This is a genomic window from Prosthecobacter sp. (assembly GCF_044222345.1).
Lineage (GTDB): Bacteria > Verrucomicrobiota > Verrucomicrobiia > Verrucomicrobiales > Verrucomicrobiaceae > Prosthecobacter.
On sequence record NZ_JBGANL010000004.1, the window covers coordinates 81,322 to 106,885 of the forward strand.

At 57.5% G+C, this 25,564-nt stretch carries 21 protein-coding genes; 17 read left to right on the forward strand and 4 right to left on the reverse strand.

All coding sequences use genetic code 11. The annotated features are described in order from the left end of the window. Positions 1–21: 21 nt before the first annotated feature. The 6 genes from ACILSL_RS04025 to ACILSL_RS04050 all read left to right on the forward strand — a co-directional run bounded on the left by ACILSL_RS04025 (position 22) and on the right by ACILSL_RS04050 (position 8,294). Entirely contained in the window at positions 22–2,463 is a 2,442-nt protein-coding gene (locus ACILSL_RS04025; protein WP_395730710.1) for a DUF1592 domain-containing protein, read from the forward strand. 41 nt (positions 2,464–2,504) lie between these two features. After that, positions 2,505–3,011: a four helix bundle protein gene (locus ACILSL_RS04030; protein ID WP_395730711.1), complete on the forward strand. Its 507-nt coding sequence runs from the start codon at positions 2,505–2,507 to the stop codon at positions 3,009–3,011. Positions 3,012–3,099: 88 nt separating this feature from the next. Beyond that, complete coding sequence (locus ACILSL_RS04035) at positions 3,100–4,482, forward strand: DUF1552 domain-containing protein (protein ID WP_395730712.1); 1,383 nt, start codon at positions 3,100–3,102, stop codon at positions 4,480–4,482. After that, positions 4,482–5,747, forward strand: coding sequence for a hypothetical protein (locus ACILSL_RS04040; RefSeq protein ID WP_395730713.1), 1,266 nt, complete (start codon positions 4,482–4,484; stop codon positions 5,745–5,747). Before ACILSL_RS04035 ends, ACILSL_RS04040 begins: the two co-directional genes overlap by 1 nt. Before the next feature lie 226 nt (positions 5,748–5,973). After that, on the forward strand, positions 5,974–7,413 hold the full coding sequence (locus tag ACILSL_RS04045) for a Gfo/Idh/MocA family oxidoreductase (protein ID WP_395730714.1): 1,440 nt from the start codon (positions 5,974–5,976) through the stop codon (positions 7,411–7,413). A gap of 251 nt (positions 7,414–7,664) precedes the next feature. Further along, entirely contained in the window at positions 7,665–8,294 is a 630-nt protein-coding gene (locus ACILSL_RS04050) for a hypothetical protein (protein WP_395730715.1), read from the forward strand. A gap of 145 nt (positions 8,295–8,439) precedes the next feature. Here the strand turns inward: ACILSL_RS04050 and ACILSL_RS04055 are convergent, their stop codons facing one another. Continuing rightward, entirely contained in the window at positions 8,440–8,937 is a 498-nt protein-coding gene (locus ACILSL_RS04055; RefSeq protein ID WP_395730716.1) for a protein-tyrosine phosphatase family protein, read from the reverse strand. Here ACILSL_RS04055 and ACILSL_RS04060 point away from each other — a divergent pair. From ACILSL_RS04060 to ACILSL_RS04090, 7 genes are all read left to right on the forward strand, one after another. Continuing rightward, entirely contained in the window at positions 8,928–9,452 is a 525-nt protein-coding gene (locus ACILSL_RS04060) for a helix-turn-helix domain-containing protein (RefSeq protein ID WP_395730717.1), read from the forward strand. The genes ACILSL_RS04055 and ACILSL_RS04060 overlap by 10 nt on opposite strands. A gap of 13 nt (positions 9,453–9,465) precedes the next feature. Next, entirely contained in the window at positions 9,466–12,273 is a 2,808-nt protein-coding gene (locus ACILSL_RS04065; RefSeq protein WP_395730718.1) for a hypothetical protein, read from the forward strand. 485 nt (positions 12,274–12,758) lie between these two features. Then, positions 12,759–12,956, forward strand: a complete 198-nt coding sequence (locus ACILSL_RS04070) for a hypothetical protein (protein ID WP_395730719.1) — start codon at positions 12,759–12,761, stop codon at positions 12,954–12,956. A 6-nt stretch (positions 12,957–12,962) separates the two neighbouring features. Next, positions 12,963–14,693 (forward strand): hypothetical protein, encoded by a 1,731-nt coding sequence (locus tag ACILSL_RS04075; RefSeq protein ID WP_395730720.1) that lies wholly within the window; start codon positions 12,963–12,965, stop codon positions 14,691–14,693. After that, on the forward strand, positions 14,690–15,532 hold the full coding sequence (locus ACILSL_RS04080; RefSeq protein ID WP_395730721.1) for a ParA family protein: 843 nt from the start codon (positions 14,690–14,692) through the stop codon (positions 15,530–15,532). The genes ACILSL_RS04075 and ACILSL_RS04080 overlap by 4 nt, the downstream gene beginning before the upstream one ends. Then, complete coding sequence (locus ACILSL_RS04085; RefSeq protein ID WP_395730722.1) at positions 15,529–16,380, forward strand: ParB/RepB/Spo0J family partition protein; 852 nt, start codon at positions 15,529–15,531, stop codon at positions 16,378–16,380. Before ACILSL_RS04080 ends, ACILSL_RS04085 begins: the two co-directional genes overlap by 4 nt. Before the next feature lie 130 nt (positions 16,381–16,510). Next, positions 16,511–17,143 carry an NYN domain-containing protein gene (locus ACILSL_RS04090; protein ID WP_395730723.1) on the forward strand — a complete coding sequence of 211 codons (633 nt, stop codon included), beginning with the start codon at positions 16,511–16,513 and terminating at the stop codon, positions 17,141–17,143. 634 nt (positions 17,144–17,777) lie between these two features. Here the strand turns inward: ACILSL_RS04090 and ACILSL_RS04095 are convergent. The 3 genes from ACILSL_RS04095 to ACILSL_RS04105 are packed head-to-tail and all read right to left on the reverse strand — an operon-like array spanning position 17,778 to position 21,788. Continuing rightward, positions 17,778–19,988, reverse strand: a complete 2,211-nt coding sequence (locus tag ACILSL_RS04095) for a ThiF family adenylyltransferase (protein WP_395730724.1) — start codon at positions 19,986–19,988, stop codon at positions 17,778–17,780. 2 nt (positions 19,989–19,990) lie between these two features. After that, complete coding sequence (locus ACILSL_RS04100; protein ID WP_395730725.1) at positions 19,991–21,112, reverse strand: hypothetical protein; 1,122 nt, start codon at positions 21,110–21,112, stop codon at positions 19,991–19,993. A 1-nt stretch (position 21,113) separates the two neighbouring features. Beyond that, positions 21,114–21,788 (reverse strand): hypothetical protein, encoded by a 675-nt coding sequence (locus ACILSL_RS04105; RefSeq protein WP_395730726.1) that lies wholly within the window; start codon positions 21,786–21,788, stop codon positions 21,114–21,116. Between ACILSL_RS04105 and ACILSL_RS04110 the strand changes: the two genes are divergently transcribed. From ACILSL_RS04110 to ACILSL_RS04125, 4 genes are all read left to right on the forward strand, one after another. After that, positions 21,787–21,909: a hypothetical protein gene (locus tag ACILSL_RS04110; RefSeq protein WP_395730727.1), complete on the forward strand. Its 123-nt coding sequence runs from the start codon at positions 21,787–21,789 to the stop codon at positions 21,907–21,909. The two genes, ACILSL_RS04105 and ACILSL_RS04110, sit on opposite strands and share 2 nt — an antisense overlap. Before the next feature lie 276 nt (positions 21,910–22,185). Then, positions 22,186–23,463, forward strand: a complete 1,278-nt coding sequence (locus ACILSL_RS04115; protein WP_395730728.1) for a type IV secretory system conjugative DNA transfer family protein — start codon at positions 22,186–22,188, stop codon at positions 23,461–23,463. 145 nt (positions 23,464–23,608) lie between these two features. Beyond that, the gene (locus tag ACILSL_RS04120; RefSeq protein WP_395730729.1) at positions 23,609–24,541 is read left to right on the forward strand and encodes an ArdC family protein; all 933 of its coding nucleotides are present in this window, start codon (positions 23,609–23,611) and stop codon (positions 24,539–24,541) included. Positions 24,542–24,595: 54 nt separating this feature from the next. Next, positions 24,596–25,522 carry a replication-relaxation family protein gene (locus ACILSL_RS04125; RefSeq protein WP_395730730.1) on the forward strand — a complete coding sequence of 309 codons (927 nt, stop codon included), beginning with the start codon at positions 24,596–24,598 and terminating at the stop codon, positions 25,520–25,522. Positions 25,523–25,564 lie beyond the last annotated feature (42 nt).

The following is a 25,564-nucleotide window of genomic DNA, read 5'->3' on the forward strand; positions in this document are numbered from 1 at the left end:
CCACGTATTGCTCACGATTCCATGACCCGTTTCGTTTTCTGCCTCTCCACCCTCCTTTTCATCGGCCCAGGCCTGCCACACGCTCTCTGCGCAGCCGAGCCGTATGACGCCTTCCTGCAGAAGCACTGCATCAGCTGTCATGGCCCCGACAAGGAAAAGGGAGATCTGCGCATCGACCAGCTTTCGCGCGATTTCAAACTGGGCGCGGACACCCATCACTGGGCGGAGATGATCGAGCAGGTCAATTCCGGCGAGATGCCGCCGAAGAAGGAGAAGCAGCCGACGCAGGAGGAGATCGCACTGTTTGTGACGAGTCTGGATTCGCACATCAAACAGGGCCGTGCGGCGCGCATGGCGGCCCGGCCAGCGGTGGCCCTGTATCGGCTGAGCCGGAAGGAGTACCAAAACACCGTCTATGACCTTCTCGGCGTGCGCTATGATCCGGCCAAACCGGGGGAGCTGAATGAAGACACCCTGTGGCATGGCTTTGAGCGCATCGGCTCGGAGCTTTCGCTCTCGCCCTCGCATGTGGACCGCTACTACCGCGCGGCGGAGCTGGTGCTGGACCGCGCCTTCACCGCCGCCTCAGCCGAGGCCCGCAAAGTCCACAAGACCGCCGCCGACATCCGCTACAACGGCGGCAAGGAGCAGCAGGCGGCGCTGGACCGCTTCGGCATCAAGCGCCCGCTGCGCTACCTCATGTTTCCCGGCAACACTCAGAATGCGCTCTCACCCAACTGGTTCGGCAAGACCGGGCCGGAGCACAGCGGGCTCTACAAGCTCCGCATCCAGGCCAGCGGCATCCGCCCGCTCGGCGGTCAGACGGCCCATCTGAGCATCGGCAAGCGCACGGGCGAAGAAACGGTGGATGGCTTGGTCGAGTTCGACATCACGGCGACGGAGGACAAACCGCAGGTGTATGAGTTCGAGGTGTTTCTTGAGATGCCCGCCACGCTGGACTTCTGCGTGGTGGCCACGGATGTGGTGGACCGCCGGCAGGGAGCGGCCTTCCGCAACGCACTCAGCAGCAGGGGCGGCTACATCTTCACCCACAGCAGCGAAACCACCCTCCTCAATCCGAACGCACCACAGATGTTTGACGACAAAGGCAATGGCCTTTTCTCCACCGTGCTGCTCGACTGGATCGAATGGGAAGGCCCGCTGGTGTCTGACTCAGAGAAAGCACGGCGCAAAGACGTCGTGCCGCCAGATGATGCCACGCCCGAGGTGGTCGCTTCACATTTGCAGCGCTTCACCGAGCGCGCCTGGCGTCGCCCGGTGAAAACGGAAGAGCTGGCGGAGTATCTGAAATCCTACAGCGATGAGCGTGCCGCAGGCGAAAAGATGGCCGAAGCCTATCGTGTCGCCTTGCAGGGTGTGCTGACTTCCCGCCACTTCATCTACATCGTCGAGGGCGACACCGTGGCCCGCGAGCAGCTCACCGACGCAGAACTCGCCACCCGGCTTTCCTACCTGCTCTGGAGCTCGATGCCCGACAGCGGCCTCTTTGCCTCAGCCAAAAGCGGCGCGCTGAAAGGCGATGCCCTCGCCAAAGAAGTGGACCGCATGCTCGCAGATGCAAAGTCCAGCCGCTTCATCGACGACTTCGCACGGCAGTGGCTGCAACTGAACCGCGTGGGCATGTTCCCGCCGGACAAAAAGCTCTACCCCGCCTATGACGCATGGCTGGAGGAAAGCATGCGCTCAGAGCCCGTGGAGTTCTTCCGCGAGATGTACACCAAGAACCTGTCCCTCGACAGCTTCATCGATTCACAGTGGACCATGGCCAATGCCCGGCTCTGTGAATTCTACGGATTGCCCGAGCCCAAGTCCGGCGCGTTTCAACGCGTGTCATTGAAGCCCGAAGATCGTCGCGGCGGCCTGCTCACCATGGGGGCCGTGCTTGGCCTGACTTCCGACGGCACGCGCCATCGCCCGGTGCATCGCGGCGTGTGGCTCAGCGAGGTCGTCCTCGGCAAGCCGCCGCCCCCGCCTCCGGCCAACGTGCCCGCCATCGAACCTCCGACAGCTCAAAGCCCCAAGGCAACCCTCCGCGAAAAACTCGAAGCCCACCGCAGCGATGCGAACTGCGCCGCCTGCCACGCCAAGATCGATCCCCTCGGCCTCGCCTGGGACAACTACGATGCCATCGGCCAGTGGCGCACCCATGAGAAAGTCCCCGCCGGAGTCGGTGCAGACCCCGTGATCAATCCTGCCGGGACCCTGCCCGACGGACGCAAATTCAAAGACGCCGCCGAGTTCAAACGCCTCCTACTCGAAGACCGCGATGAAGTCGCCCTCGCCTTCATCGAGCACCTCTGCACCTACGCCCTCCGCCGCGCCCTCTCCTTCGACGACCAGGACGACATCAAAGCCATCCAGGCCGAAGCCAAGAAGAACGGCTACCGTATTAAAGACATCATCCGCGCCGTGGCGCTTTCAGAGTTGGTGCATAAGCGGTAATGGAGTGGTGGAGTATTGGAGAGATGGAGTAATGAATGAACATGAGCGCCCTGAGACGAAATAAGAACCGCGGATACCAGCAGTTGCTGGTCTGGCAGGACGCTATCGAGCTTTATGGACTCGCTTTGAAAGCTGTTCGCGGGTGGCCTTTCGAGATGAAGAAAATTGCTTCTCAGTCGATAGCCTCCAGCGATTCCGTTCACCGAAACATCGCCGAAGGTTACTGCCGCCGTACTGTGCGCGAGTACCTTCAGCATCTCAACATTGCGCTGGGATCACTGGGAGAAACCCTTTCAGGTTTCATCGCCTACTCACGCAATGGCCAGATCGAACTCTCCACCTTTGAGCACCTGGATACTCTGATCTTCCGGCTGGAGAATCGCCTCCTAAAGCTCGTCGAAGCCCTCGAACGCAAACGCGATGCCAAAGATTGGACCGAAACACTCGTAGTCCGCGAAGATCCTGTTGAGTTTGGAGAAGACCCATCTGTCACACACGATCTCAACCTCCTTCAAGACGGATTGGCTGAGAGTTGGCACAATGAATAACACCACTCCGCCATTCCATTACTCCATTACTCCATTACTCCACCGTTCCATCAGCCGCCCGCCAACTCCATAACAAGCAATCCCCACTATGAGCAACTACCTCTCCCAAAACTGGCTGATCGACCGCCGCCACGCTCTCAAGGCGCTGGGCTCTTTCATCTCCCTGCCCCTGCTTGAGTGCATGGTGCCACTCAAAGCGGCGGCAGCGGAAAAGATCACAGCCACGCCCAAGCGCAGCGCCTTCATCTATCTGGCAAACGGCGTTCACTCGCTCAACTACCAGATCACCACACCCGGCAAGGACTACAAGTTCTCACGCTCTCTGGCTCCTCTGGAAAAGCACCGCGATGTCATCACGCCCATCAGCGGACTTCATCATCCGGGAGCGCTGAGCCATCACCACAACTGCATCTCCGTCTGGCTCACCGGCGGCAAGCTTGGCCCCTCGGACCGCAACACCATTTCCGTGGACCAGAAGATGGCCGAAGTCTCCGCGCCGCACACGCGCTACCCCTCCATGGAGGTCGCCATCACGCAGGACTCCCTCGCATGGACCGCAGACGGAGTGCGCCTGCCCGCCATGCGTCGTTGCAGCGAGATTTTCGCCTCCCTCTTTGAAGAGCCGAAAGGTGGAAAAGCAGTCCAGCGCCGAGCCTTGCGCCGCAAAGGCAGCGTGCTGGACGCCAACCTCGCGGAAGTGCGCCAGCTTGAAAAGAAGATGGGCTCGGCCGATAAGGGCCGCCTTGAGCAGTACCTCACCTCCGTGCGTGAAGCGGAGATCCGCACGCGCAGGGCCGATGCCTGGCTGGACACTCCCCTGCCCGTCATCTCCGAAGCCGACCGCCAGCGCACCAACCGCGACATCGCCGCCACCAAGGCGGGCGATTATTTCCGCACCGTCTATGACCTCATGGTGCTCGCCTTCCAGACGGATGTCACGCGCGTGGCCACCTTCAGCCTCGGCGGCGAGGGAGATGCCATCTCCATTCCTGAAATCGGCATCACCGAGTCGCGCCATCAGCTCAGCCATCACGGCGGCGACTTCGGCTACATGGAAAAGCTCACCAATTACGACACCTTCGCCATCGAGCAGTTTGGCTACTTCCTCACCCGCCTTGCGGAGACCAAGGATCTCAGCGGCAAGCCTCTCCTCGGCACCACCATGGCCCTCTTCGGCAGCGGCATGTCCTACGGCCACAGCCACGGCAATGCCAATCTCCCGCTGGTCTTCGCAGGTGGCACGGACCTCGGCCTCAAGCACGGCAGCCATCTCGACTTCAACAAAAAAGCCGCCGCCTTCCAGGGCTACGCACTCGGCGCAGACGGCGCACTCACCACCGCCCACTACCAGCTCTGCAGCCGCCCCGCCAACTCCGACGCCCACATGAGCAATCTCCTCCTCCTCATGGCCCAGCGCTTCGGCGTGGAGATCGACCAGTTTGGCGACAGCAATCAAGTGATCGCGCTATAATGAAACACTTTCTTCTCGTTCTGGGTTCCTCGTTCCTCGTTCTCGGTGCATGTGGTGCATCTGCGGAGGAGGCGCCCTTCCGCCCCGCGGCGGGCAAGTTTCCTCCTCTGGAAAAAGCCCACACCTACCGCGGTGAGCTCGTCTTCGTGGATCACGCCACGCGGCGTGGCAGCCTTCGCGTGCAGGGCTCGGGCATGTTCTTCCGCAATGATCCGCACCCCTTCGCCATGCTGCCTTATGGCATGGTCCGGTATCACGGAGCACCGGCGGACCTGCGTGACATCCCGCTCAGCACCGTGCTGCACGTCCGCGCCTACCTCCCCCCGGACCCCAAGCTCTCATCCGTGCCGGTGCTGCCGGTCAACAACAAGACCCTCGACGCCAACCACAATCGCGGCGCCGGCATTCTACCCGCCGAGAATCACGTCCTCCTCCTCGAGGACGAGCCCAGCCACTGCCAGCGCGAGGGCTTGGTCTGGAAACTCAAGGACCTCGACATCAAAAACCACGAGGGTATGATCATCGCCACGCGTGAGCCCAAGCAGGGCGGCGACGCCAAGGCTGCGGAGGAAAAGTTGACCTTCGATGCCGCCACCCGCGTCTGGCGCGGCAAGGAAGTCCTCGGCATCGAGGACCTCGTCGCCGAAGGCATCTGGCCCACTGAAGGAAAGAAATCCCTCGGTGGTCAGGCTGTGCAGCTCGGCATCTGCTGGAAGCCCACCCCCGATGGCATTTTCACCCGTTTTCACATCTCCGACATCTGGCTGGACGATACCTCTTTGCAGCGCAGCGCCCACCACCAGACCGAAGCGCACAAGGCCTTCATCCGCAGCCGCTGGATGCCCGCGCACATTGACGCCGTCGAGTACGGCAAGTTCGGCCGCGCGACCGTGGCCGCCACCCTCTTTGGCGGCATGGACCCCGCCCTCTACGCCGATTTCGCCAATGGCGGCGCCGCCATGATGAACGCAGTCGAGAACACGCTAAAGCACACCCACGGCGCCTACGGCCCAGGCCACATGGCCTCGCGCGGCACATTGAAAGAAGTCATTAAAGCACCGGGCGAAGCCCCTCTCGGCAGCAGCGGCATCCAGATCACTTTTGAGACCGACCTCATCATTGAAGGCATTCGTCCCGGCAGGACGGTGCGCATCCGCCCCAATGTCTGGCCCCTCGTCAACGTCCCCCGCGAAGAATACCTCAACGATGGCTCCACCAGCGTTGACGAGCGCTTCCCCACCCCGTCCATCTTCCCCAAGTATTAGTTCAAAGCAGCCTTGTTCCGGTGGAACAAGGAAACGCTCCGCCTCGCCCCAGACGCTTAACAAGGTAGAATTAGAGCCGTGTTTGAAACGCCTGGACGGATCTCACAGCAGCTCACGGCAAACCTCACTCTCCATTCGCCCTCACTCCGAAAGCCTCTAAATGCTTTTATGCTGGCATCTTATCCACCGAACTCCTAGCGTACTCATCCACCCCAATTTCCAAACCATGACCACACCCGAAAACTCCCCCGCCCCGACTCGCCGCGGCTTCGTCAAAAAGTCTCTCGCTGCAGGGCTTGGCTTCAATTTCATCCCCGCCTACCTCACCAGCGCACGTGCGGCGGACAATCCCAAGCTGCCCCCCAGCAAGCGCATCAACCTCGGCTGCATCGGCATCGGCGGCCGTGCCGGCAGCGTCATCCCCGGCCTCACCGAAGGCGGCGCAGCTGTGCCCGTGGCATTCACCGATGTCGACTTCGTCACCGCAAAGACAGAGAAGAATCTGAAGGCCTTCCCGGACGTGAAGCGCTTCACCGAGTTCCGCGAGATGCTCGACAAAATGGGCAACGACATCGACGCCGTCAGCGTCGTCACCCCGGACCACACCCACTTCACCGCCGCCATCCACGCCATGTCACGCGGCAAGCATGTGTATGTGGAGAAGCCCCTGACGCACACCTTTGAAGAGGCCGAAATCCTCATGCGTGCGGAGAAGAAGTTCAAAGTCGTCACGCAGATGGGCAACCAGGGTCACACCTCCGCCGGAGCCGAGCAGTTCAAGCAGATGCTCGCCGCAGGCATCGTCGATGACATCGTCAAGATCGACGCCTGGAAGTCGCCTTCCCTCTGGTTCATGAACGCCGCCGAGCGCGCGCTCATCAAAGGCTACCCGCCCGAGGAGCCCATGCCCGAGTCCCTCAAAAGCTGGGATCTCTGGTGCGGCCCGCAGGAGATGAAGCCTTTCAGCAAGATGTACCATCCCTTCAACTGGCGCGGCTTCCACCTCTACGGCGGCGGCATGTTTGGCGACTGGGGCGCTCACATCATCGACTTCGCCCACCACCACCTCAAGCTCGGCCTGCCCACGCGCATCACTCCCATTGCGCTCGCCGACTACAATCAGATCAGCTACCCGCTGAGCTCGGACATCCGTTTTGAATTCCCTGAGCGCGGCGAGAAACTGCCCGCCGTGGAACTGCATTGGAAAGCCGGCGGCGACACCAAGATCGACGTCGCGGAAAAGTTCCTCGATCGCGACTCGGACGGCAAATTGATGACACCAAACCTCGGTGGCGCCGGCTCCCTGCTCTATCGAAAGCAGGACGACTACCTCGTGCAGCGCGGCTCCCATGACCGCCATTCCATCGTGTATCCCCGCGCCAAGATGGTCGAGTTCAAAGACGCCATGGCCCTCCATCCGCCGAAGCACAATCACTTCCAGAGCTTCATCCAGGCCTGCATGGGCAATGGCAGCACCGAGTCCCCCTTCAGCATCGGCGGCGCGCTCACCCAGGTGCTGAATCTCGGCACCATCGCCGAATATCTGAACGTCGATCTCCAGTTCGATCCGAAGACCAAGCGCTTCATCAACAACGACGCCGCCAACGCCCGCCTCTCCGGCCCCGCCCCACGCGCCGAGTGGGCCGACTGCTACAAGCTGGCATAAAAAAGCACCTCGCCCCTCTGGACTGCTCCATGGCAGTCCGGAGGACGCACCACCCCATGGAGCCGGGGCGCTGCAGCAAAAGAAAACCAGGGGAGCCAATGGGGGCACCTTCCCCTGCCAGGCCTCCATGTTGACACTCAGCCTCTGAAAATTAGGCAAAAGAGTTTCCACTATCAGGTCGTAACTTGTCACAGCATGCACCCGGCATGAAAAGCATTTGCCTCTTTATGCCGCTGCCTCACCCTTCCACCATGATCCGTTTTCTTCTTCCCGCTCTGGCTTTGGTCATCACCCAGCCAACGCTTTGCGCACAAACCAGCACTGCAGCCCCGGCCTCGGCTGTGGTCGAGAAAGCCCTCACCGCAGTCGGCGGCAAGGACAAGCTGCTCAAGATTTTCCGCATCGGGGAGACCTTTCATTTTGGCGACAAACCCGAGCCGCCCGAAGGAAAAAAACGCACGAGCCGGACTTCCGTCATCGAGCTGCCCAATCGCTGGTGGCTTGGCAAGAAGGAACGCGGCGATGAGCCCGCCAAAGAAGATGTGCGTGCTTGGTCGCTCGATCTGCTCGTTGATCCCAAGTCTAAGTTCGAGCCCATCGCAGAGATCACTGACGAGGGGAAGACCTGCGAGGGCGTTCAAGTGAGCGGCAGCGTGACGCCGCCCATGAAGTTTTACTTCGACAAGGAAAGCCACCTCCTTCATCGGCTCGACTGGCGTGGAGACTTCTACCGCTTCAGCGACTGGAAGGAGCACGAGGGGCTGCGCTACGCGTCAAAGACGATCATCTTCAAGCTCAAGGACGGAAAACCTTGGTTTTACCACGAGATCACCTCCATGGAGCGCCTCACCCAGCTCCCTGATGGACTGGCGAAGCCGTGATGACGGCAGTGCCGTGATACCCCCGCTCATGCATCTTCATGCAGTGGGCAGGCATCCTTGGCCGGCTTTATCGGTTGTCCTGAGCGGCCACGGATGAGTTTTGAGTTGGGCGCATCTCGCCAGCGCCCCATCTCATCCTACCGCTTTATTTGATCCGGCACTTCCCCATCCACCGCTTCGCGCAGTCCGCCTGCTCGCGGGTTTCCAGGCAGCACTTTCGGCGGGCACGGATCCACTGCACCGCATCGCTGCCTGCGGGGATGAAGCCCGCCCTGGCGCACCAGGCCACGATAAACTGCCCCGTGCGCCCGCAGCCCGCGACGCAATGCACCACCACAGGCTCGCGTGCCGCTTGGTGCGCATCCATCAGCGTCATGAAGCGCTCCATCTGCGCATCCGTGGGCACCCCGTAGTCCGGCACATCGATGTGATGGTAGGCAAAGTGAGGCGGCACATCCTTGCGATTGTCAAACTCGCAGCAGTTCACCACCGCCCGGATGCCGTGCTCGTCATAAAGATCAAACACATACGGATCCGGCCACCACGACGCAGCGATCACCCCCTCCACAATCCACGTGAAAGGCTCAGTGCGTTCAGGCTGGCCCCGTTCAGGCCAGTACCAGGGGCGGATCAATGACGGCATGGGTTTCGGCTTCTTCAAAGTTTGCTACGCTGCGAAGTAGGTATCACCCTATTTTGCCATTTTGCTACTTCACTCTCAAGGCCTCCAGGACTGCCTTGAGATTCAGGAATCTCGTCCATAAAGGCTTCATTTTGAAGCCCGAAACCCTTGGGCAGCACCTCTTGTCACGGAGGCTCCTCCTGAAACTGACCCAAAAGGAGGTGGCTACTCGTTTGAGCACCTTGAGGGAGCATTATGAGCGATGGGAGCGGGATGAAGTCGAGCCTACTGCCTCGTTCTGGCCCCGCTTGATTAGCTTCCTTGGCTACTATCCCTTCCCCCTACAATCACCTGCGGGTTGGGTTCTGATGACTCGCCGCCTGCTTGGGTTAAGTCAGTTCGCTTTTGGAAGACGGGTGAAGGCAATCGCGAAAGATGTCCGCGAATGGGAACATGGATCGAGCGAGCCGCCTCATGAGTTGCTGGCAAAAATCCAGCAGATCGCCGCGCCCCTTGTCGGAAAATCGCCGATGTGATAGTGGTCGGACTGTGTCTGAAGCTCTCGATTCACCCATCACGGACAAAGCCCGACTGACGGCGTTGATTGCTGGTCTGTGCGTTGGAATTTCAGCTCCATTTCTTGTGAAATTTCTATGGAGTCCATTTACCGGACTTAACCCGGCCCATGTGCTTCTACTGGTCATTTTGACACTGAGTTTCGTATCCGGCTGTGTGGCCGTCCTGCTTAGCTGGAAGCAGCTTCCAGGCAGAACGCAGGCCGTCGGAGTCGGTGCGAGAATCGGAATGCGGGCAGGCATCTGGACGGCGTTGGTTGCCGGAAGCGTATTGATCGTAGTGGCGACAGCAGCCTCACATTCGGCCACCACTGCGGCACTGGATAGGTTCCACCGGGGGCAAATGTGGCTGAGCTTGGCAGTCAGTTTGGCCGCTGTGCTGCCAAGTGTGCTTTGCGGTTTTCTGGGTGGCCTTGTGGGTGCGGGTGTTATCGCGAAAAAGGTGCCGGTTCAAAATCCAGATCAGCCGTCCATACCGCTACCTTGGTTGAAGTGGATCAATGGGAGCATCGTGGCAGCGGTAGTGATCGCTTTTGCCGCGCCAATCTCACGAGTAGGCCAACCGCTGGTTGTTGATCCACCGCCACCAGCTCCACCTGTTGTTGAAGCTCCGCCTTCCCCACCCGTTCCCCCGCCTTTCCACTATGAGCCTCCTCAGGGAATCAAAACGGCGGGGTTGGGAGAAATTCAGCCCGACTTCACCAAGATCATTCCAGATGTGCAAAACTCTTGTCCGGTCGCCTTGTCTCCTGATGGGGTGATGATCGCATTTGGTGATGCTTCTGGAGGGCGGACAGCTGTTGGTGTTTATGACCTGCATCGTTTTACCAAGATTGCCTCCATCGTGGTGCCCTCTTTTCCACACGGCACTCTCGCCTGGGCGCCTGATCGGAAAGCCATCGCATGCACGCTGGGTGACGGAGCGTCGCGACGTATTTGGATTTTGAAAATCGAGACCGGCGCGGCCATTGAGCTGCCTCGCCCGCCGGGCCGGGATGTTCCTGGCGGGGATCTGTTTTGGTGGCAGGAGCATGAACTCGCTTTCTTTCCCGAGGATGAGGCTCCGCTCACATTTGATCTCGAAAAGCTGGAACTGGCGGCATTCGAGGAGTCCCCGGCCTTCAAGAAGCTCGATGATGCCGGTAAGAGGATATGGATCGAAGGGCCAAGATCGAACTGGCCGGAGCAGCTTGGATGGAAGCTGGGCCTCAGAACGATGCTCAAATCAGCAATCCCTCCAGCGCGACGAGAACCTGACTCTCCATGGGAACTTTCAGGGCAGACCATTTGTGCCTATGAGCATCCGAAATTGCCCTTGGCTTTTGGTTTCAAATCACTGTCTGTGAATGAAGGCGACAAGATTCTTTGCTCAGCAGACGGCTCCAAGATCATCCGGCTGCTGAACGGGCAGATCGAAGTGACTTTCATGAAGAAGACAGCCTGTCCTGACTTCATATTTGAGGTGGAGATGCCCTTGCCGTTGGAAGAAATCGGGAACACCGGCTGGCAAAACCAGATTGATTCCAAGGAGCTATGCCTGCTGGTTTATGCACCTTTGAGGAACCCGCTGAACAATGTGATCGTCGGGCCTGATTACAGTCAGGTGCGGGCGCTTGCTCGCTTGATTGAGTGGAAAGGCCGCAAGGCCGTCTTCATCGTGCAGACACACGATAGGGGCATCAAGGCAGAAGATGTCGCTTCCACATTGCACTATTGGGAGCCTGGAAAGATGTCCGAGTGGAAGCCGACCAGCACCCGAAAATGGTGGTCTGCCATCAAGCCAAGTCCCTCTGCCCTGCCTGACAAGCTCTCCAAATTGGAATCGCCGCAGCTTTTGAGTTTAATCCAGGAGCCGACCTCTTTGCTGGTGATGAAGGCTGCGGAAAAGCCCCGATCACCATCTCCCAAAGTAGTTCAGGAGGCTCCTGTTGTTCCCTCACCCACTCCGCCACCTCTTCCCGCGATTACAGAGCAGGATGTGAAAACTTTTTTGAGCGAGCATCATGCCAAGGCATCACGCGGAGATGTTGTTGGGATGATGGCCGACTATGATCAAATGGTGGACTTCCTCGACAAAGGGCGCATTCCAGCCACCCAAATCGAGTCCGAAGAGACGCAACATCGCCAGAAGTGGCCGAAGGGCAGCGAGCAAGTGATCGGGGTGATTTTTGTGATTAACCAGTCAGGCGTCTGGAATGCCACCTACACGATTGAATTCTACAATGAGAATGCGTCTGGCGAATGGCACAAAGGCCGGGCCGATCTTTCGATGAACATGAAGACTGAAGGCGGCAGGCTCTACATCACATCGCAGCGAGCCAAGGTTTATGGTGTGACGGATAGCAAACAGCCTTCAAAAGCATCCACATCGGCGGCTGCACCTCCCCAACAGCCTAAAGGTGCGGCCATCTCCGTTCCCAAGCCCTGCTTTGTATCGGTGACTCAGGCGAAGGATGTTCGCCAAATTGAGTTCACCGACCAGATCAGCTTCGTGAACCGCATTACATGGCATCGCACTTACCGTGAGTTGTCCCCTGACGGAAAGGTTCTCAACACATGCCGCGCCATTTACGATGGAAGCGGCGGTGTATCGCAAGATCGTAGATCAGCCCGAATCTATGTCGGGTCACAGGGCTGGGAGCGGACACTCGGAACACCTGAGTTTGTTCGTTTCTGTGAGAAGAGCGCCGCCTCCATGGTCGGCACAGAATTCAATTTCCAGTTCACTCAGGATGGGATGATCGAGTCGGCGTTGGGTATTTCTTTCCGACTTCAAAAGTAGGCTTTGGTGGGGAATGATTTCCCCTCGCGGCTACTGCGTGGGCCGCTACCCCTTCGAGCGGGGAGGCTTCCCCGCAACGCCCCTCGCTGTCATTCAAGCCCCAGCTCTCTCGATCTGCGATCCAGTTCGCTCTTCCAAATTTCGTGCCTCAGTTGGCAAAGCTGGCCCCGCCCCACCCTCGCCTGCATATGCCCAGGCACCAAGGCCCGCCGCCGTTCCCCTCTCAGCCCGTCTGGCATCAGATTCGTTCCTCACCGTGAATGACAGACCAGCTTCGCCCCCGTCCGCCATGTGGCGCGTCACGGCTGAATGATCTGCCTCGATTCCTCCCCGCCTTCCCACGAGGATCGAGCTTGCTCATTCTGCCGCCACGCTGGAAACGGTTGCGGGAATAAAAACTTCGGGCGACCGAAGTTCTACATCTGCCCTGAGTTATCCACAGCTCATCATGACAGCGTGTGTCACCTTCATGTTAAGATGGAGACATGGAAAAAATAGTGCGCAAATCAGCGGGGGTGAAGTTTGAGAGCGATGTGCTGGATTTCATCGACCGCATGGCACGGGAGCAGCAGCGTAGCCGGAGCTTTATCATCAACGCCATCTTGAGGTGGTATTCCAAGTGGCTCGTGGAGCAGCAATCAAAGGTCGAGCCGGGGAAAGATCAGCCGGTGATCCGGTTGTAAGCTGCCATGCGGAACACGCTGGATCGAAAAGTTCTGCACCTCACGTCAAAGGCTCTGGAGCCTGGAATTTCAGCGTTCCACGGCTTCAAAGCACCAACATCAAATACTACCTACACTCCGAATCAGTTCTTTGATGTCGTCATCCCAAATTTCTCGCGAGGCGTGGTGCGTATCGTGGCCTATCTGGTTCGCAAGACTCTGGGATGGTGCGATGCCAACGGCAATCCGCAGGAGGAGCAGATCGAGGTGACCTACTCGGAACTCGAAACGAAGGCCGGAGTGAGCCGTGACATGATCCGTGGTGCTTTGGACGATGCCCTGGCCGGTCATCTCATCGAGTGCGTGACGGAAGGCCGTGCGAAGCACGCGCATGATGCCGGGCAGTCCGCCTGCTATCAGCTTTGTTGGTCATCGGCACCTTACACAACACGCCCAGAAGACTTTCACGGTTTCTTCGAGGGCGAAGGCAACCGCACCGACATCCCGAACGAGTTTTTTGATGTGCTCATCCCCAACGAACCGCTCTCGGTCATCAAAGTGGTCGGGGCCATCATCCGCCACAGCATCGGTTTTCAGGCCAAGCATGGCCGCAGACGCCAGCAGGTTGCCCTGTCCTATCAGCAGATCGAAAACTATGCACGCTTCGGCAGCCGTTCTGATCTCGCCAAGGCGTTGCGAATGGCGCTGGAGAAAAACTACATCGTCCGGGTGGAGAGCGGTGTTTTCAGCCACGAAGCCATGGAGCGGCGGCGGGCTGTGTATGCGATCCGCTGGTGCGATTTTCCGAACGGTCAGAAAAACGAACCAGCCACGGAACGGTCAGAAATTCAGACCAGCATCAGTCAGATTTCCGAACCAGCGTATCGGTCGGAAAATCGAACCAACATTAAAACGAAACCAGGAAATGAAACTGGAAACAGCCTTGCGGCGGACAGCGATCCTCTGAGGAAACAGCTCCTCGGATTTGGTTTCACTGAGAGGACGGTCGTCAGCCTCTTGCGCGAGCACAGCCGCGAAGACATCCAGCAGCAAATCGCGTGGCTGCCGGATCGGGCACCAGCCAGGAGTCCAGCGGGGCTCTTGCGCAGATCCATTGAGCAGCGATGGCCTGCTCCCATCAAACTTAGGTCGCCCGAAGTTGCCGGAACAGCAGGATGGGAGTTCGCCCGGTCATTCTACGCGGCCTACGGTGGCAATCGTGGCGAACCGGTGAATGAACCGTCACCGCGAGAGGCTGAGGCCGCCGAGGCATTTTTTCAGCGATTGATCCGAGCCACGAGGGAGGAAGGGCGTGCAGCGGAGTGGGGCCGTGAGCTGGGCACTCTGGCCCGCGATCAGCGCAATCCCTTCCCATCACTCACACTCGCCATCCGGCAGCTTGGAGATGCCTTCCTCGTTCAGCGGGAGAAGCAGCGACTCCAAGTCCAGCTCACCGGCATCACGCAACGCCGTGAAGATCACGAGCAGAGGTTCCGCGAGGCATGGCTTCAATGGCTCGCCAATCGGGAAGCGGAGATGCACACGAACCAGCCGGAGGAGCTGGCTCGCTTCATCGCAGAACGCGAGCGCGACCGTGCCGAGCTGGAGGCCGACCCGAAGCCTTGGTCGCAGCGTGTCCTGGAGCATTTCGACACGGACAACGCCCGCCTCGGTGCCTTCCGTCAGTTCTTCGGCCTCCCGGACTTCTGGCAGTGGGATACCGACATTAACAACCAGTCATTTCAAACCAAACCATGAACATCATCACCGTCATCAATGCCAAGGGAGGTTGTGGCAAGAGCACCATCGCCATGAACCTCGCCAGCGGCCTCGCACGTCATGGGCATCGAGTCCTGCTCATGGATCTCGATCCCCAGGCACAGGTCACGCAATGGCTCGCCGCAGGGGATGGTCTCACACCGGAGGGCACGCTGGTTTCTGCGCTCACGCGACAGCAGTCCCTCAGTGAGGTCATTCAGCCCACCGGCTTTGAAAACCTTTTCTTTGTTGCCAGCGCCGACGGCCTTGAAGACCTCGGACGTGAGATCAGCCAGAACGACGGTTATCCGTCCATGCTGACTCAATTGCTCGCCGAGGAACACATCGCCGACCGCTTTGACTTCATCGTCATCGACTCGCCAAACCAGATTTCGCCGATCATGGAAAACGCCATTTATCCGGCGGACGCCTTCATCGTGCCGTTTGAGAGCACGAAGGCGGTGAAGAGCTACGCCAGCATTTACAAGCTCCTCGTCAAACTGCGATCCAGCGCCGACTTCCGCATGTTGCATGTCCTGAGCAACCTCACACGCCTGCCAGGCTTGAGAAAGCGTGTGCTCGCCTTGCTTGCGGATGACCAGATTTCATCCGCTCGCAGCGAGATTCGCTCCTGCGGATGGATGGCCCAGGTGGACGAGAATGGAGGCAGCATCTTCCACTACCGTCCTCTTTCAAAAGGAGCGCAGGACATGGCCGCCCTCGTCGAAGAGGTGCGTGAATTATTCAATAACGGGCCGCAGGCCCACACGGAGGCAGCAACACCAGAAGTGCCGACCAACACCTCACCCGTGGATGCCGCCTCCGCTGCAACAGCATGACCAAACTACCCGAAGGGAAAAGCCGTCTCGATCTCGTGAAGTCCGGCCTCACCGGCGGACTTCCCAAGAGAGGCCGCTTCATTGTCAGCATCGACCGACTTCAAGAAGACCCGGACAACGAACGCAAAATCTTCAACAACATGGACGACATGATCGAGTCCGTGCGTCGTCACGGAATCATCGAGCCGATCACCGTCACCCAGGATGGCGAACGCTACCGCATTCTCACCGGCCATCGCCGCTTTCGCGCTGCAAAGGCAGTCGGCCTCACCGAACTCGAAGTTCTTGTGCGTGAGCCGGATGACCAGATCACCCGTCGATTCAAAAGTCTCATCTCCAACATCCAGCGTGAAAATATCGCTGCCGTGGAGCTTGCGGAAACGCTCCGCAGTCTTCTTGACACTGGTGCTGTCACCACCCAGCGCGAACTCGCCGCTCAGATAGGGAAGAGCGAGCAATGGATGAGTTCCATGCTTCGCCTTTTGGAATTGCCTGCTCGTTTGCAGGAGGAGCTGCGCAACACACCCGGAATCGGCTACGAAATGGCGCAACGTATCGCCCAGGTGGACGACTCCCGGCTTCAGGAAGAGCTGGTGTCAGCCGCAGCAGCAGGGGAGAGCACACGCAGCATTCGTGCTCGGATTGAGACCCACCGCACCCTGCATGGAGGAGGGAAGGGCAAGCGCGATGCTGGTTCACGCACCGGCAGCCTCATCCAACTCAACCATCGGGAGGGGAACTGCATCGCCACCTTGCGTGCAAAGCGCGAGCCTGGGGCGAGGGAAGCGATGCTGGAGGCATTGCGTCAGCTCACCCGGCAGGTGAAAGAGAATGACTCACTGCGTTGAGATTGTCCACAATGAGGGGATTGACATTTTCCTGCGCTTCCCCCATAATCAAGTCAGCCTTCGAGGCACCCATTTATCTGCCCCCCGCCCGACACGCCGCAAGGCCTCGGGCGGGGTTATTTTTGCCCTGATGTCAGCCGAACCCACCATCAAACGAGCCATCGTCTTCATCGACGGTCAAAACCTCTACCACGGCGCGAAAGAGGCTTTTGGGCATCCCTTCCCAAACTACGACGTGAAAAAGCTCGCCCTGGAGGTCTGCGCCCGCAAAGGCTGGCAGCTCCAGCAGGTGCGCTTTTACACCGGCTTTCCTGATGCGTCCGACAATCCCTTTTGGAACCACTTCTGGACGGCCAAGCTCGCCCAGATGGGCCGTGAGGGCGTTCATGTTTTCAGCCGCCCGCTTCGCTACCGGAATCAGAGCATTGTGCTCCCAGATGGCACGGCCAGCACCATCCTGGTCGGCCAGGAGAAAGGCATCGACGTTCGCCTTGCCCTCGATGTCATCTCGCTTGCCTGGCAGGGCGATTACGACGTGGCCTGCATCTTCAGCCAGGATCAGGACTTGTCCGAGGTGGCCGATGAGATTCGAGGCATCTCACGCATCGCCAGTCGGTGGCTTCACATCGCCTCGGCCTTCCCATTCAGCCCTGTGAGCCGCAACAAACGCGGCATCAACAGCACCGACTGGATCAAACTGGATCGCGCTATCTACGACATCTGCATTGACCCACGAGATTACCGGCCAAAACGAAAACCTTGATCGGTTGTGGCGAGACCACACTCCCGCCCAATCGTCAAGACCACCGACCTTTACAGAGCTGCTTCGCAGCAGCTCTTTTGCTTTGCATGGAACCGTGGCGGCGATTGGAAATCGGCGAGCCACCACTCAAAGACACATCTGCTCAAAACTACGGGCGACCGAACTCCAGCTTCAAGGACACGCGGGCGGCCAAAAGCCTTGTTTATGGCCGCGAAAATGTCCTTGAGTCGGAAAAACAATATTCTGCGACATGTCTCCCCCCTCTCTTCACCCCTATTTACATGGTATGTAGGGCCACGCGAAAAAATCGCGGCGAGTGCTACCGCACCAGACGACGATTGCACGGCCTCACTGAGCGACGATTCGCCGCCAGAGCCGTGACACGGGTGCCCCACGTGTTCGGGCTCAACGCCCGACTTCACGCGTTTTCCTCCAGCGACAAGGACTTGATCGACTTACGGACACAGGTCATGCCGGAACCGGGCTAACCGCCCTCGGACAATGACCAAACGCGTGAAGTCGGCCGCTGCGGCCAGCCGGCTGAAAAGCCGGACTGCCCTCGCCCTCACACGTGGGGGCTACGATGCGGGCTACGCCCGTCACTAGACACGACGGATGTTGAAAAAGTTCATTACTACAAAACGACGCTCCAATCGCGATCCCCAATGATCAACATGACGCCTGGCAGCCCGTCGAATTGCATGTGACCCGCCAACCATTGATGCAGATTCACGTCGTCCGAACTAGGCGCTGCCGGACAACCGTCCGGGTGGGAATGCCACTCTCCAACATACGTTAGCTGCGATGCAGTAATCTTTTCGACACTTGCTATTCTTTCCCGCAACCCAGCCATCCCGCGATTGAAACCATCCGGTGCTTCAATGCTGTCAGGTGGTGCGGACAAGGCATCAACCAAATAGCAAATTCGTCTATCCATATCGAAAGCTCCCACCAACGCGCCGCCGGTTTCCGTTGGCAGTTTCCCTGCCCTCATCCGTCCGAGCTTTTCAAGCAAGATATGATCTGTCTGCACCAACCATTCTCCAAGCTGGCATTTGATCGCTGGTGCAATGTTTGCAGTCATGATTTTTGTTTCCCCCCGTCCAGAGTCCGACGCTATGATCACTTTAGATTCTTCATTCTGAAGTGCATCACGCACAAAACGACAGCAAAGAGCCGCCCACATTCCAACATGGTATTGCGCTATGAAAGAAGTGACATCCCTGCACGACGCTCCATATCGAGTTTTGCCGTCCGCGTTTTCATAAAAGTCCTGAAGTTCATTATGTTCAAGAACCGCACGATACTGAACCATCTCAAGCCAATCAAGCCGATGAACACGTTCAGCATCTTCACAAAGAACACAGAGAGACCGGCCACTCGGAGATAGAAATATCGAAATGCACCTTGGAAACTTAGCGGATTCTGCAAGATGCCTAGAGACCGGCATTGAAGCGCTGCAATCGAGGACAAGCGAAGAACCTTTCCACTGGTTTGCTTGATCGTCATCGCCTTTTCCCAGAGAAAGATCAGCCGCGACAAACTTAACTTGAGCCTCTGGCAGGATGCCTGTGATCGCATCACACAAAGCCACGGCCTTATTGATGCCTACGCTTCGCTGGTCTAGCGCATGTCTGGCGAGATTATGCGGCAAAAGCACGTCACCGTCCAAAACACACCACTTATTTATTCCGGCTCGCGCCAAATTGATTGCCACTTGGGAGCCAATCGCTCCCGCACCGACCAAAAGAATAGTTTCATCCACCTGCTTTTTTCCGGTCAAAGTCGCTGCAAAATTTGCATCAAATTCGGGAATGCAATCAACCATGCCAAGCTTGATCTCGGACAGCTTGAGTTCGTTGCAATCCCCCGGATTCAACATGAGGCCAACGTTCCCCTCCCTGACTTCATAGACATCAAGTGCGACGCCTATGTCTTGTATGCTCTTCACCGTGATAAACGCTCGGTATTCAGTGCTCTGAACAGCCCCTCCTTGAACTCGCATTTTTGGCAGCACCAGGAGAATAAGCAGGTTGAGCTTGTAAAAGCCTTGGAAAGGATGCTCCATGAACCACCCTTTTAGAGTGTCACGGAGAATGGCCTTGAGGTCAGTGCCAGCCTCCACGCTATATTCGATCAAATCACGGAGAGAACCCGGCTTCATTCTGATGATGCCGTGAAGTTGTGGCAAGCACTCCACAACCAATGCTAGGTTTGTCACTTTTAACCTTGGATGCCCCGCATCCTTAACGGCGAACAACAACGGTCGCTCGCCGTTCTCTGCCGGTGCTCTGCATAGTTTTACAGTTGATCTCTTTGCGACTGCGTCAGCGATCAGAGCATCTGAGCAAACTAGCCATCCTTCGCTTCCAGCGAGCAGCGGCTCCAGTGGTTGGTCTTCCGCGTGAAGTGTTCCCTCAGCAGTTCGCGTTAGCCAAAAGTGAATCCGATGAACAAACCTAGAGGGCGTCCAATGGATGCGCGCATGTTCCCACGGCTCCTCATACAAGCAAAGGGGTCTTGGCGCACCTAAAGAGCCAATCATGAGGTGGGGCACGCTCGGGAAGTCTTCTCTGAACGGAACCACACAAGGAGGGGCGTTATCTTCTTCTGTAAAGATGATGAAAACCTGTTCTTCAGCATGAATGTCGTGAACGCGGTGTTGTGGACGCTCAACATTCAACGTGATCAACAATGTCTCATCCCCATTTTCACGCCGATAAGACTTTTCAAGGCGAGCAAAATTTTCCTCACCTTTCTCAATCAGGAAGTGAGCCGTCAACTTTGATCTCCGAAGTTGGAGTTCGCTTGTCGGCATTTCAGCACCCAGGCTGTCGATTGACATTTTCATCCGGCTCTAGGCAGCATTGCTCCAGTAGCAGCGGCCACGGCAGCCCCACCAGCCTTGCGAAGCCTGGCCCCTGCTGTGGTAATTTCCACAACAGTCCGCAGCGGCTTTGTTTTTGTAGGATGCTCCATGGTCACAACCCATTCTGCGTCATGCAGCTTGCGATAGCCCTGATATGTTCTGTATGCTTCCACATGGGGTGGTTGTGTTGTGGTTTCCTGCGGGATGACATCACTGCAACAGACCATGATCGAACTTTTATTGCCGTTTTTTAGCAGCCAATCGACTTCCGGTGTCACAGGCGTTTGCCATTCACCCTTCTCTCCTGACAGTGATAGATATGAGCAGTGATGCGGAACATCATACACATCCCACTTGAGTCGTTCATCACGGCCATGTGCTTTTGTTATTCTAACAATCCGATCAAGCTCACCCTCGCTGTTCGCGATGTCGGCAGTCAGCAGAACGCGACACTCACTAGCCCCGGCCACAAAGACTCCCTGCACCACAATACAATCACTGTTGCGGTCAAGCACACCATCATCCGTTCTCTCGGCAAAAGGAGAATGAACAAAAAATTCAACCCCATCAGCCTCCTTGGTGAATCCTGGGACAAGCGTTCCAGCATCAACAAAGAAGCCACGGAACTCATCCATGCTTAGCCCTTCGTCTTCAAACCAATTACGCAATGCTTCTGGCCTCGAAAAGACCTTGATGCCTTTCTTGTTTTTAAGGCGGTGCCGCGCTTCTTGCCTGATGATTCGCGTTTCATCCTCAGCTCCCTCTTCCACGATAAGTGCTGCTGGCACCCACATTTCGTTGATGCGAATCCGATCATCGCCTTGATATTTTGTGGCGTGGTCGAGCCAAAAGTGTTCGGATATTCTTTTGATGTGATCGAGATCACCGTGAGTCACGGCCAACACGTCCACATAATTTCTGCCTGGCATCGCCCACCAGCCTATATCCTGTCGGAAGTTATCCCGCAGAGGCATCCGTTTGTCGGTTGGATCAGATGGATCATACAGGTCTGCGTAGTCGAATGCGATGCGCTTGCCGCTCGCCAGTTTAATGAGGCATGTTTCCCCGTTTCCAATGGGGTAGAATATGAGTTCGTGCATATTAGTCTCCTTGCGTTTTTTCTGTTGTTTCTGTTTGGTTTCCGTCGGTGAAATTGATGAAGTGCCGCATGAGTTCTGTAGCGTAATAGCGACCAAAATCGTTCATGCGGTAGATGGCCAGACAAAGCCCAACGAGGAGTCCACCAATTGCAGGCAGGCCATCGACCCGTCTGCACAATCCAACAGCGATGATGATGACTAACAAAGCGGCGGCCAGCCCACGATTCAGTCCATAGTGAGCATTAAATACCTCAATTCGATCAACCGATCCTCGATTAGCCAAGAATGCGCGAATTTGCCTCGTGAGAGCTTCCCAGTGAGAGGCCGAAATGCCACGGATGTCCTCATCCTCTTTCAGCATGGAGTATTTACGAGCTTTGCGATTGAGTGCCTCAATCTCTGTCTGATGAAGGATGCCCGAGTTCTTCTTCTGAATTCGTGACGTATAGCTTCCGCCTCTGCATTTGAACCAGACAGCCTGAACGACATGCGAGATTGGTGACAGCAAGTTGCCAGCTACATAGGATGACAAGAGCACCAATCCAAAGTCCCCCAGCGAAAGCTCTTTGCTCGCAAGTAATACTCCCAGGGCTGGAAAGAGATGTGATAGACCGATCACGAGCACGGCTCCTGGCGCAACGACAGCCAGCATGTCGTATAAGTTTAACTGCTTCATGCCCGCTAGCTTTGGCTTAAAGCGTGCCAAATCATTTTCAGCAGATTTTCTCCAAAAAATGAAGCGTGAAACCGAGGAATTGGGTATTTTTTCAAAAATTCGCGCTGAATATTTTCCTTGAGTTGGTTTTTATTTAAAATTGCCTGGCGCGGCCGAAGACAATGTGTCTCCAATGTGATTGCGCAATTGTGCCATTCAGTCAGTCTCCGTGTTATACTATCTTCACCATTCAGCCGTCGAGGCCAGTTGCCGTTACCCGCCTGGCTCGATCCACAAGACGTTTGCCGGGTGATTCGACGGGCAGGCACCCATTTTGACGAGGGGGTGATCTCTGGCCCGGTTTTCATTCATGTTCCTTTCTGGAGCGGCGGCTGGCCTGGGCGGCTTGAACAAACACATGGAAGAACATGATCTTTACATCGGCATGAGGCAGGCGTGGGGCGGCGAGGTGCCGTTCGGTTTCGATCTGGCTGATGCACGCTACCACACCTACATCATCGGAAAAACAGGTTCCGGGAAGACGACGCTTTTGCGCAACCTCGTCCTTCAACTCATCCAGCAAGGGCACGGTGTCGGACTCATCGACCCGCATGGTGATCTGGCGGAGGATTTGCTTCTTCACATCCCGCCCGAGCGGGCCGAGCAGACTGTATATTTCCATCCTGGCGACCTCGATCACCCCATCGGGCTCAATTTGCTCGCCCAGACCACACCGGAGGATCGTCATCTCGTGGCCTCCGGCATCGTGAGCGCCTTCAAGAGTCTCTGGCATGAAAGCTGGGGGCCAAGGCTCGAATACATCCTGCACAACGCCATCGCTGCTCTCGCGCATTGCCCGAACACCACTCTCCTCGGACTCAATCGCCTACTCACCGATGCGGCCTATCGCCGATGGGTGGTGAATCAGATCGACGATCCCTTCCTTCGCGATTTCTGGGATAACGAATTCGAGAGCTGGGAGCCGCGCTTCATGCGCGAGGCCATCGCGCCCATCCAGAACAAAGCCGGTCAGTTGCTCCTCTCCCCCGTCATCCGTAACATCATCGGCCAGGTGCGCAACAAGGTGAGCATCCCCTTTGTCATGGACGAAGGTAGGATCTTCATCGCCAATCTGTCCAAGGGCGAGATTGGCCACGACAAATCCAACCTGCTCGGCTCTCTGCTCATTACGCAGTTTCAGCTCGCGGCCATGGCCCGGAACCGTCAGCCGGAAAACGAGCGACGCGATTTTTATCTGTTCGTCGATGAGTTCCAAAACTTCGCCACCGAGAGCTTCACTTCCATCCTGGCCGAGGCGCGAAAATACCGGCTCAACCTCACCCTGAGCCATCAATACATTGCCCAGCTCTCCCCCACTGTGCGGGAAGCCGTTTTTGGCAATGTCGGCACCCTTGTCGCCTTCCGTGTCGGATTCGCCGATGCCGAACATTTGCACGGCGAGTTCGGCGAAGAATTCCACGCGAGGCAGTTCGTTGATCTGCCACGTTACGAAACCCTCATCCGCAACCAATCCGCCGATGGCGCGATGCACTTCCAACGCACGCAGCTTTCCCGTCCCATCGAGACTCATGCAGGTCGCCGCGACCGCTTGCTGAAACGCAGTCGCGAACGATTCGCCACCCCCAAGGCAGAGGTCGAGAGCAAGCTGGCGCGGTGGCTCAAGGAGCACTCATGACGGCGCATCCCTTGCGTGAAAGCGCTCTGCTTTGGTATCCTGATTGGTAGAGCGTTCTGCGGCTCTCGGAGCCTGCGGTTGCCAGCCTGAAGCCTGCCTCACCTACGAGGTCGGCTTCTCCTGACAACCTCAACACCGAAGCCCCATGAGCACCGCAGAATCGCGCATAGATCCTTATCAAACCGTCACCAATCTCATCATCGAACATCTGGAACGCGGCGTCGTTCCCTGGCGCTGCCCCTGGCAGCGTGAAGTCGGCATCCCGCGCAACTTCCACACTGGCAAGACCTACAATGGCATCAACGTCCTGCTGCTCGGCCTGCGACACTTGCCCTCCCCTTACTGGCTGACATTTCGTCAGGCCCAGGAAAGAGGCGGACATGTCCGCAAGGGCGAACGTGGAGCACACGTCATTAAGGTCGGAGAATCGAAGTCTGCCTCGTCTTCCGAGAACGAAGGCTCCGACGATCCGGCACACCCCCAGCGCAAACGCCTCTTCATTCGGGAATACACGGTCTTCAACGCCACGCAGATCGAAGGCATTGAATTCCCCGCAACACCGGGCATTCCGGCACTCAGCCCGAATGAACGGATCGAAGCCGCCGATCAGGTCGTCTCCGAGATGCAGCTACCTCCCGTGATCCAGGAAGGCAAAAGCACCGTGGCCTGCTACCGCATGGCAACAGACACGGTTCAAATGCCTGCCATCGCGTCGTTCGAGAGTGCCGAGGCATACTACCTCACGCTCTTCCACGAGTTGATTCACTCTAGCGGTCATCCATCCCGGTTGAACCGCGAAAGCCTCATCAGGCATGACGGCTTCGGAGGGAAGGTTTATTCCCAGGAAGAACTCGTGGCCGAGATGGGCGCTGCGTTTCTCGGCATGGATACCCATATCGTGAGCGACTCCCATGAGCAGTCCGCCGCCTACCTGCAAAGCTGGTTGGATGTCTTGCGCGTCAAAGAACACAAACGCTGGATCATCAATGCCGCATCCCAGGCCAGCAAAGCGGCCAGCTTCATCCTCAACCGTGCCACACCTTCAACAGACGGCACCGAGATGACGATGACCGCTTGAACCAAGAAGCCTCTCCACAACCTGGGGAGGCTTCATTCGTGATACAATCTCAGGATGACCGACAAACAGCAGCGGCTCCCGCGCTTCAGGCGTGATCCCGAAGCCGCCGGATCATTTCAATTCACCAAACGCGACCTCGATATCCTCCGCCACGTCGCTGAGCACCGCTTCATCCGATCTGAGTGGATCATCAAACTGATCGGCGGAAGTCGCCAGCAGCTTCTCCGCCGCCTGAATCTCCTCTATCATCATGGATATCTTGAGCGCCCACGTTGCCAGCTCGATTACTACCACGAAAGCGGCTCCAAAAGTCTCGTCTATGGCCTCGCCTCACGCGGAGCTGGGCGTCTTCGACGCGATCTCGACATGCCCTTCGAGCGCATGGATTGGACGACTCGAAACAAGGGCATTGGCCGTCTCTTCTTGGATCACACGCTGATGGTCAGTGACTTCATGGCCTCTCTCGCAATCGACTGCCGCAATCGCCCTGATATTCGTCTCCTCTATTCGCACGAGCTGCCACAACCCAAAGGCCGAGAGAACAATCGTGAACCCTTCCGCTGGTCAGTTGATCTTCCCGGTAAACGCCATGTCGGCGTGGTGCCGGACAAGGTCTTCGCGCTTGAGGTGACGCATCCCGATGGCCGCATCGAACTCACCCACTACTTTCTCGAAGCAGACCGTGGAACCATGCCTATCGAGCGGCATGATCTTCGGCAGAGCTGTGTGCTGAGAAAGCTGAAGTCTTATGAAGGAACGTATGCCGCTGGCATCCATCGAACCAGACTCGGTGCAGAGCGATTTCGAGTGCTGATTGTCACAGCGCAGACCACACGAGCGCAGAATATCCGCGAGGCCGTTGTCGGACTGGAGAAAGGTCGAAGGCTGTTTTGTGTGTTCAGCGATGATGGCTGGCGCGCTTGTGACGGCGTGCTTGATCTCGTCACGCCACATTCTCCAGCAGGAGTCAACTCCCGGTGAACCGAACTGACTGATACGATGGACTGCGGAGGTGTTTGCATC

Bases quoted from the DNA above. Each gene is read 5' to 3' on its own strand.
- ACILSL_RS04025 (WP_395730710.1), top strand. From the start codon at position 22: ATGACCCGTTTCGTTTTCTGCCTCTCCACCCTCCTTTTCATCGGCCCA.
- ACILSL_RS04030 (WP_395730711.1), top strand. From the start codon at position 2,505: ATGAGCGCCCTGAGACGAAATAAGAACCGCGGATACCAGCAGTTGCTG.
- ACILSL_RS04035 (WP_395730712.1), top strand. From the start codon at position 3,100: ATGAGCAACTACCTCTCCCAAAACTGGCTGATCGACCGCCGCCACGCT.
- ACILSL_RS04040 (WP_395730713.1), top strand. From the start codon at position 4,482: ATGAAACACTTTCTTCTCGTTCTGGGTTCCTCGTTCCTCGTTCTCGGT.
- ACILSL_RS04045 (WP_395730714.1), top strand. From the start codon at position 5,974: ATGACCACACCCGAAAACTCCCCCGCCCCGACTCGCCGCGGCTTCGTC.
- ACILSL_RS04050 (WP_395730715.1), top strand. From the start codon at position 7,665: ATGATCCGTTTTCTTCTTCCCGCTCTGGCTTTGGTCATCACCCAGCCA.
- ACILSL_RS04060 (WP_395730717.1), top strand. From the start codon at position 8,928: ATGACGGCATGGGTTTCGGCTTCTTCAAAGTTTGCTACGCTGCGAAGT.
- ACILSL_RS04055 (WP_395730716.1), bottom strand. From the start codon at position 8,937: ATGCCGTCATTGATCCGCCCCTGGTACTGGCCTGAACGGGGCCAGCCT.
- ACILSL_RS04070 (WP_395730719.1), top strand. From the start codon at position 12,759: ATGGAAAAAATAGTGCGCAAATCAGCGGGGGTGAAGTTTGAGAGCGAT.
- ACILSL_RS04075 (WP_395730720.1), top strand. From the start codon at position 12,963: ATGCGGAACACGCTGGATCGAAAAGTTCTGCACCTCACGTCAAAGGCT.
- ACILSL_RS04080 (WP_395730721.1), top strand. From the start codon at position 14,690: ATGAACATCATCACCGTCATCAATGCCAAGGGAGGTTGTGGCAAGAGC.
- ACILSL_RS04085 (WP_395730722.1), top strand. From the start codon at position 15,529: ATGACCAAACTACCCGAAGGGAAAAGCCGTCTCGATCTCGTGAAGTCC.
- ACILSL_RS04090 (WP_395730723.1), top strand. From the start codon at position 16,511: ATGTCAGCCGAACCCACCATCAAACGAGCCATCGTCTTCATCGACGGT.
- ACILSL_RS04095 (WP_395730724.1), bottom strand. From the start codon at position 19,988: ATGTCAATCGACAGCCTGGGTGCTGAAATGCCGACAAGCGAACTCCAA.
- ACILSL_RS04100 (WP_395730725.1), bottom strand. From the start codon at position 21,112: ATGCACGAACTCATATTCTACCCCATTGGAAACGGGGAAACATGCCTC.
- ACILSL_RS04110 (WP_395730727.1), top strand. From the start codon at position 21,787: ATGCCCGCTAGCTTTGGCTTAAAGCGTGCCAAATCATTTTCAGCAGAT.
- ACILSL_RS04105 (WP_395730726.1), bottom strand. From the start codon at position 21,788: ATGAAGCAGTTAAACTTATACGACATGCTGGCTGTCGTTGCGCCAGGA.
- ACILSL_RS04115 (WP_395730728.1), top strand. From the start codon at position 22,186: ATGGAAGAACATGATCTTTACATCGGCATGAGGCAGGCGTGGGGCGGC.
- ACILSL_RS04120 (WP_395730729.1), top strand. From the start codon at position 23,609: ATGAGCACCGCAGAATCGCGCATAGATCCTTATCAAACCGTCACCAAT.
- ACILSL_RS04125 (WP_395730730.1), top strand. From the start codon at position 24,596: ATGACCGACAAACAGCAGCGGCTCCCGCGCTTCAGGCGTGATCCCGAA.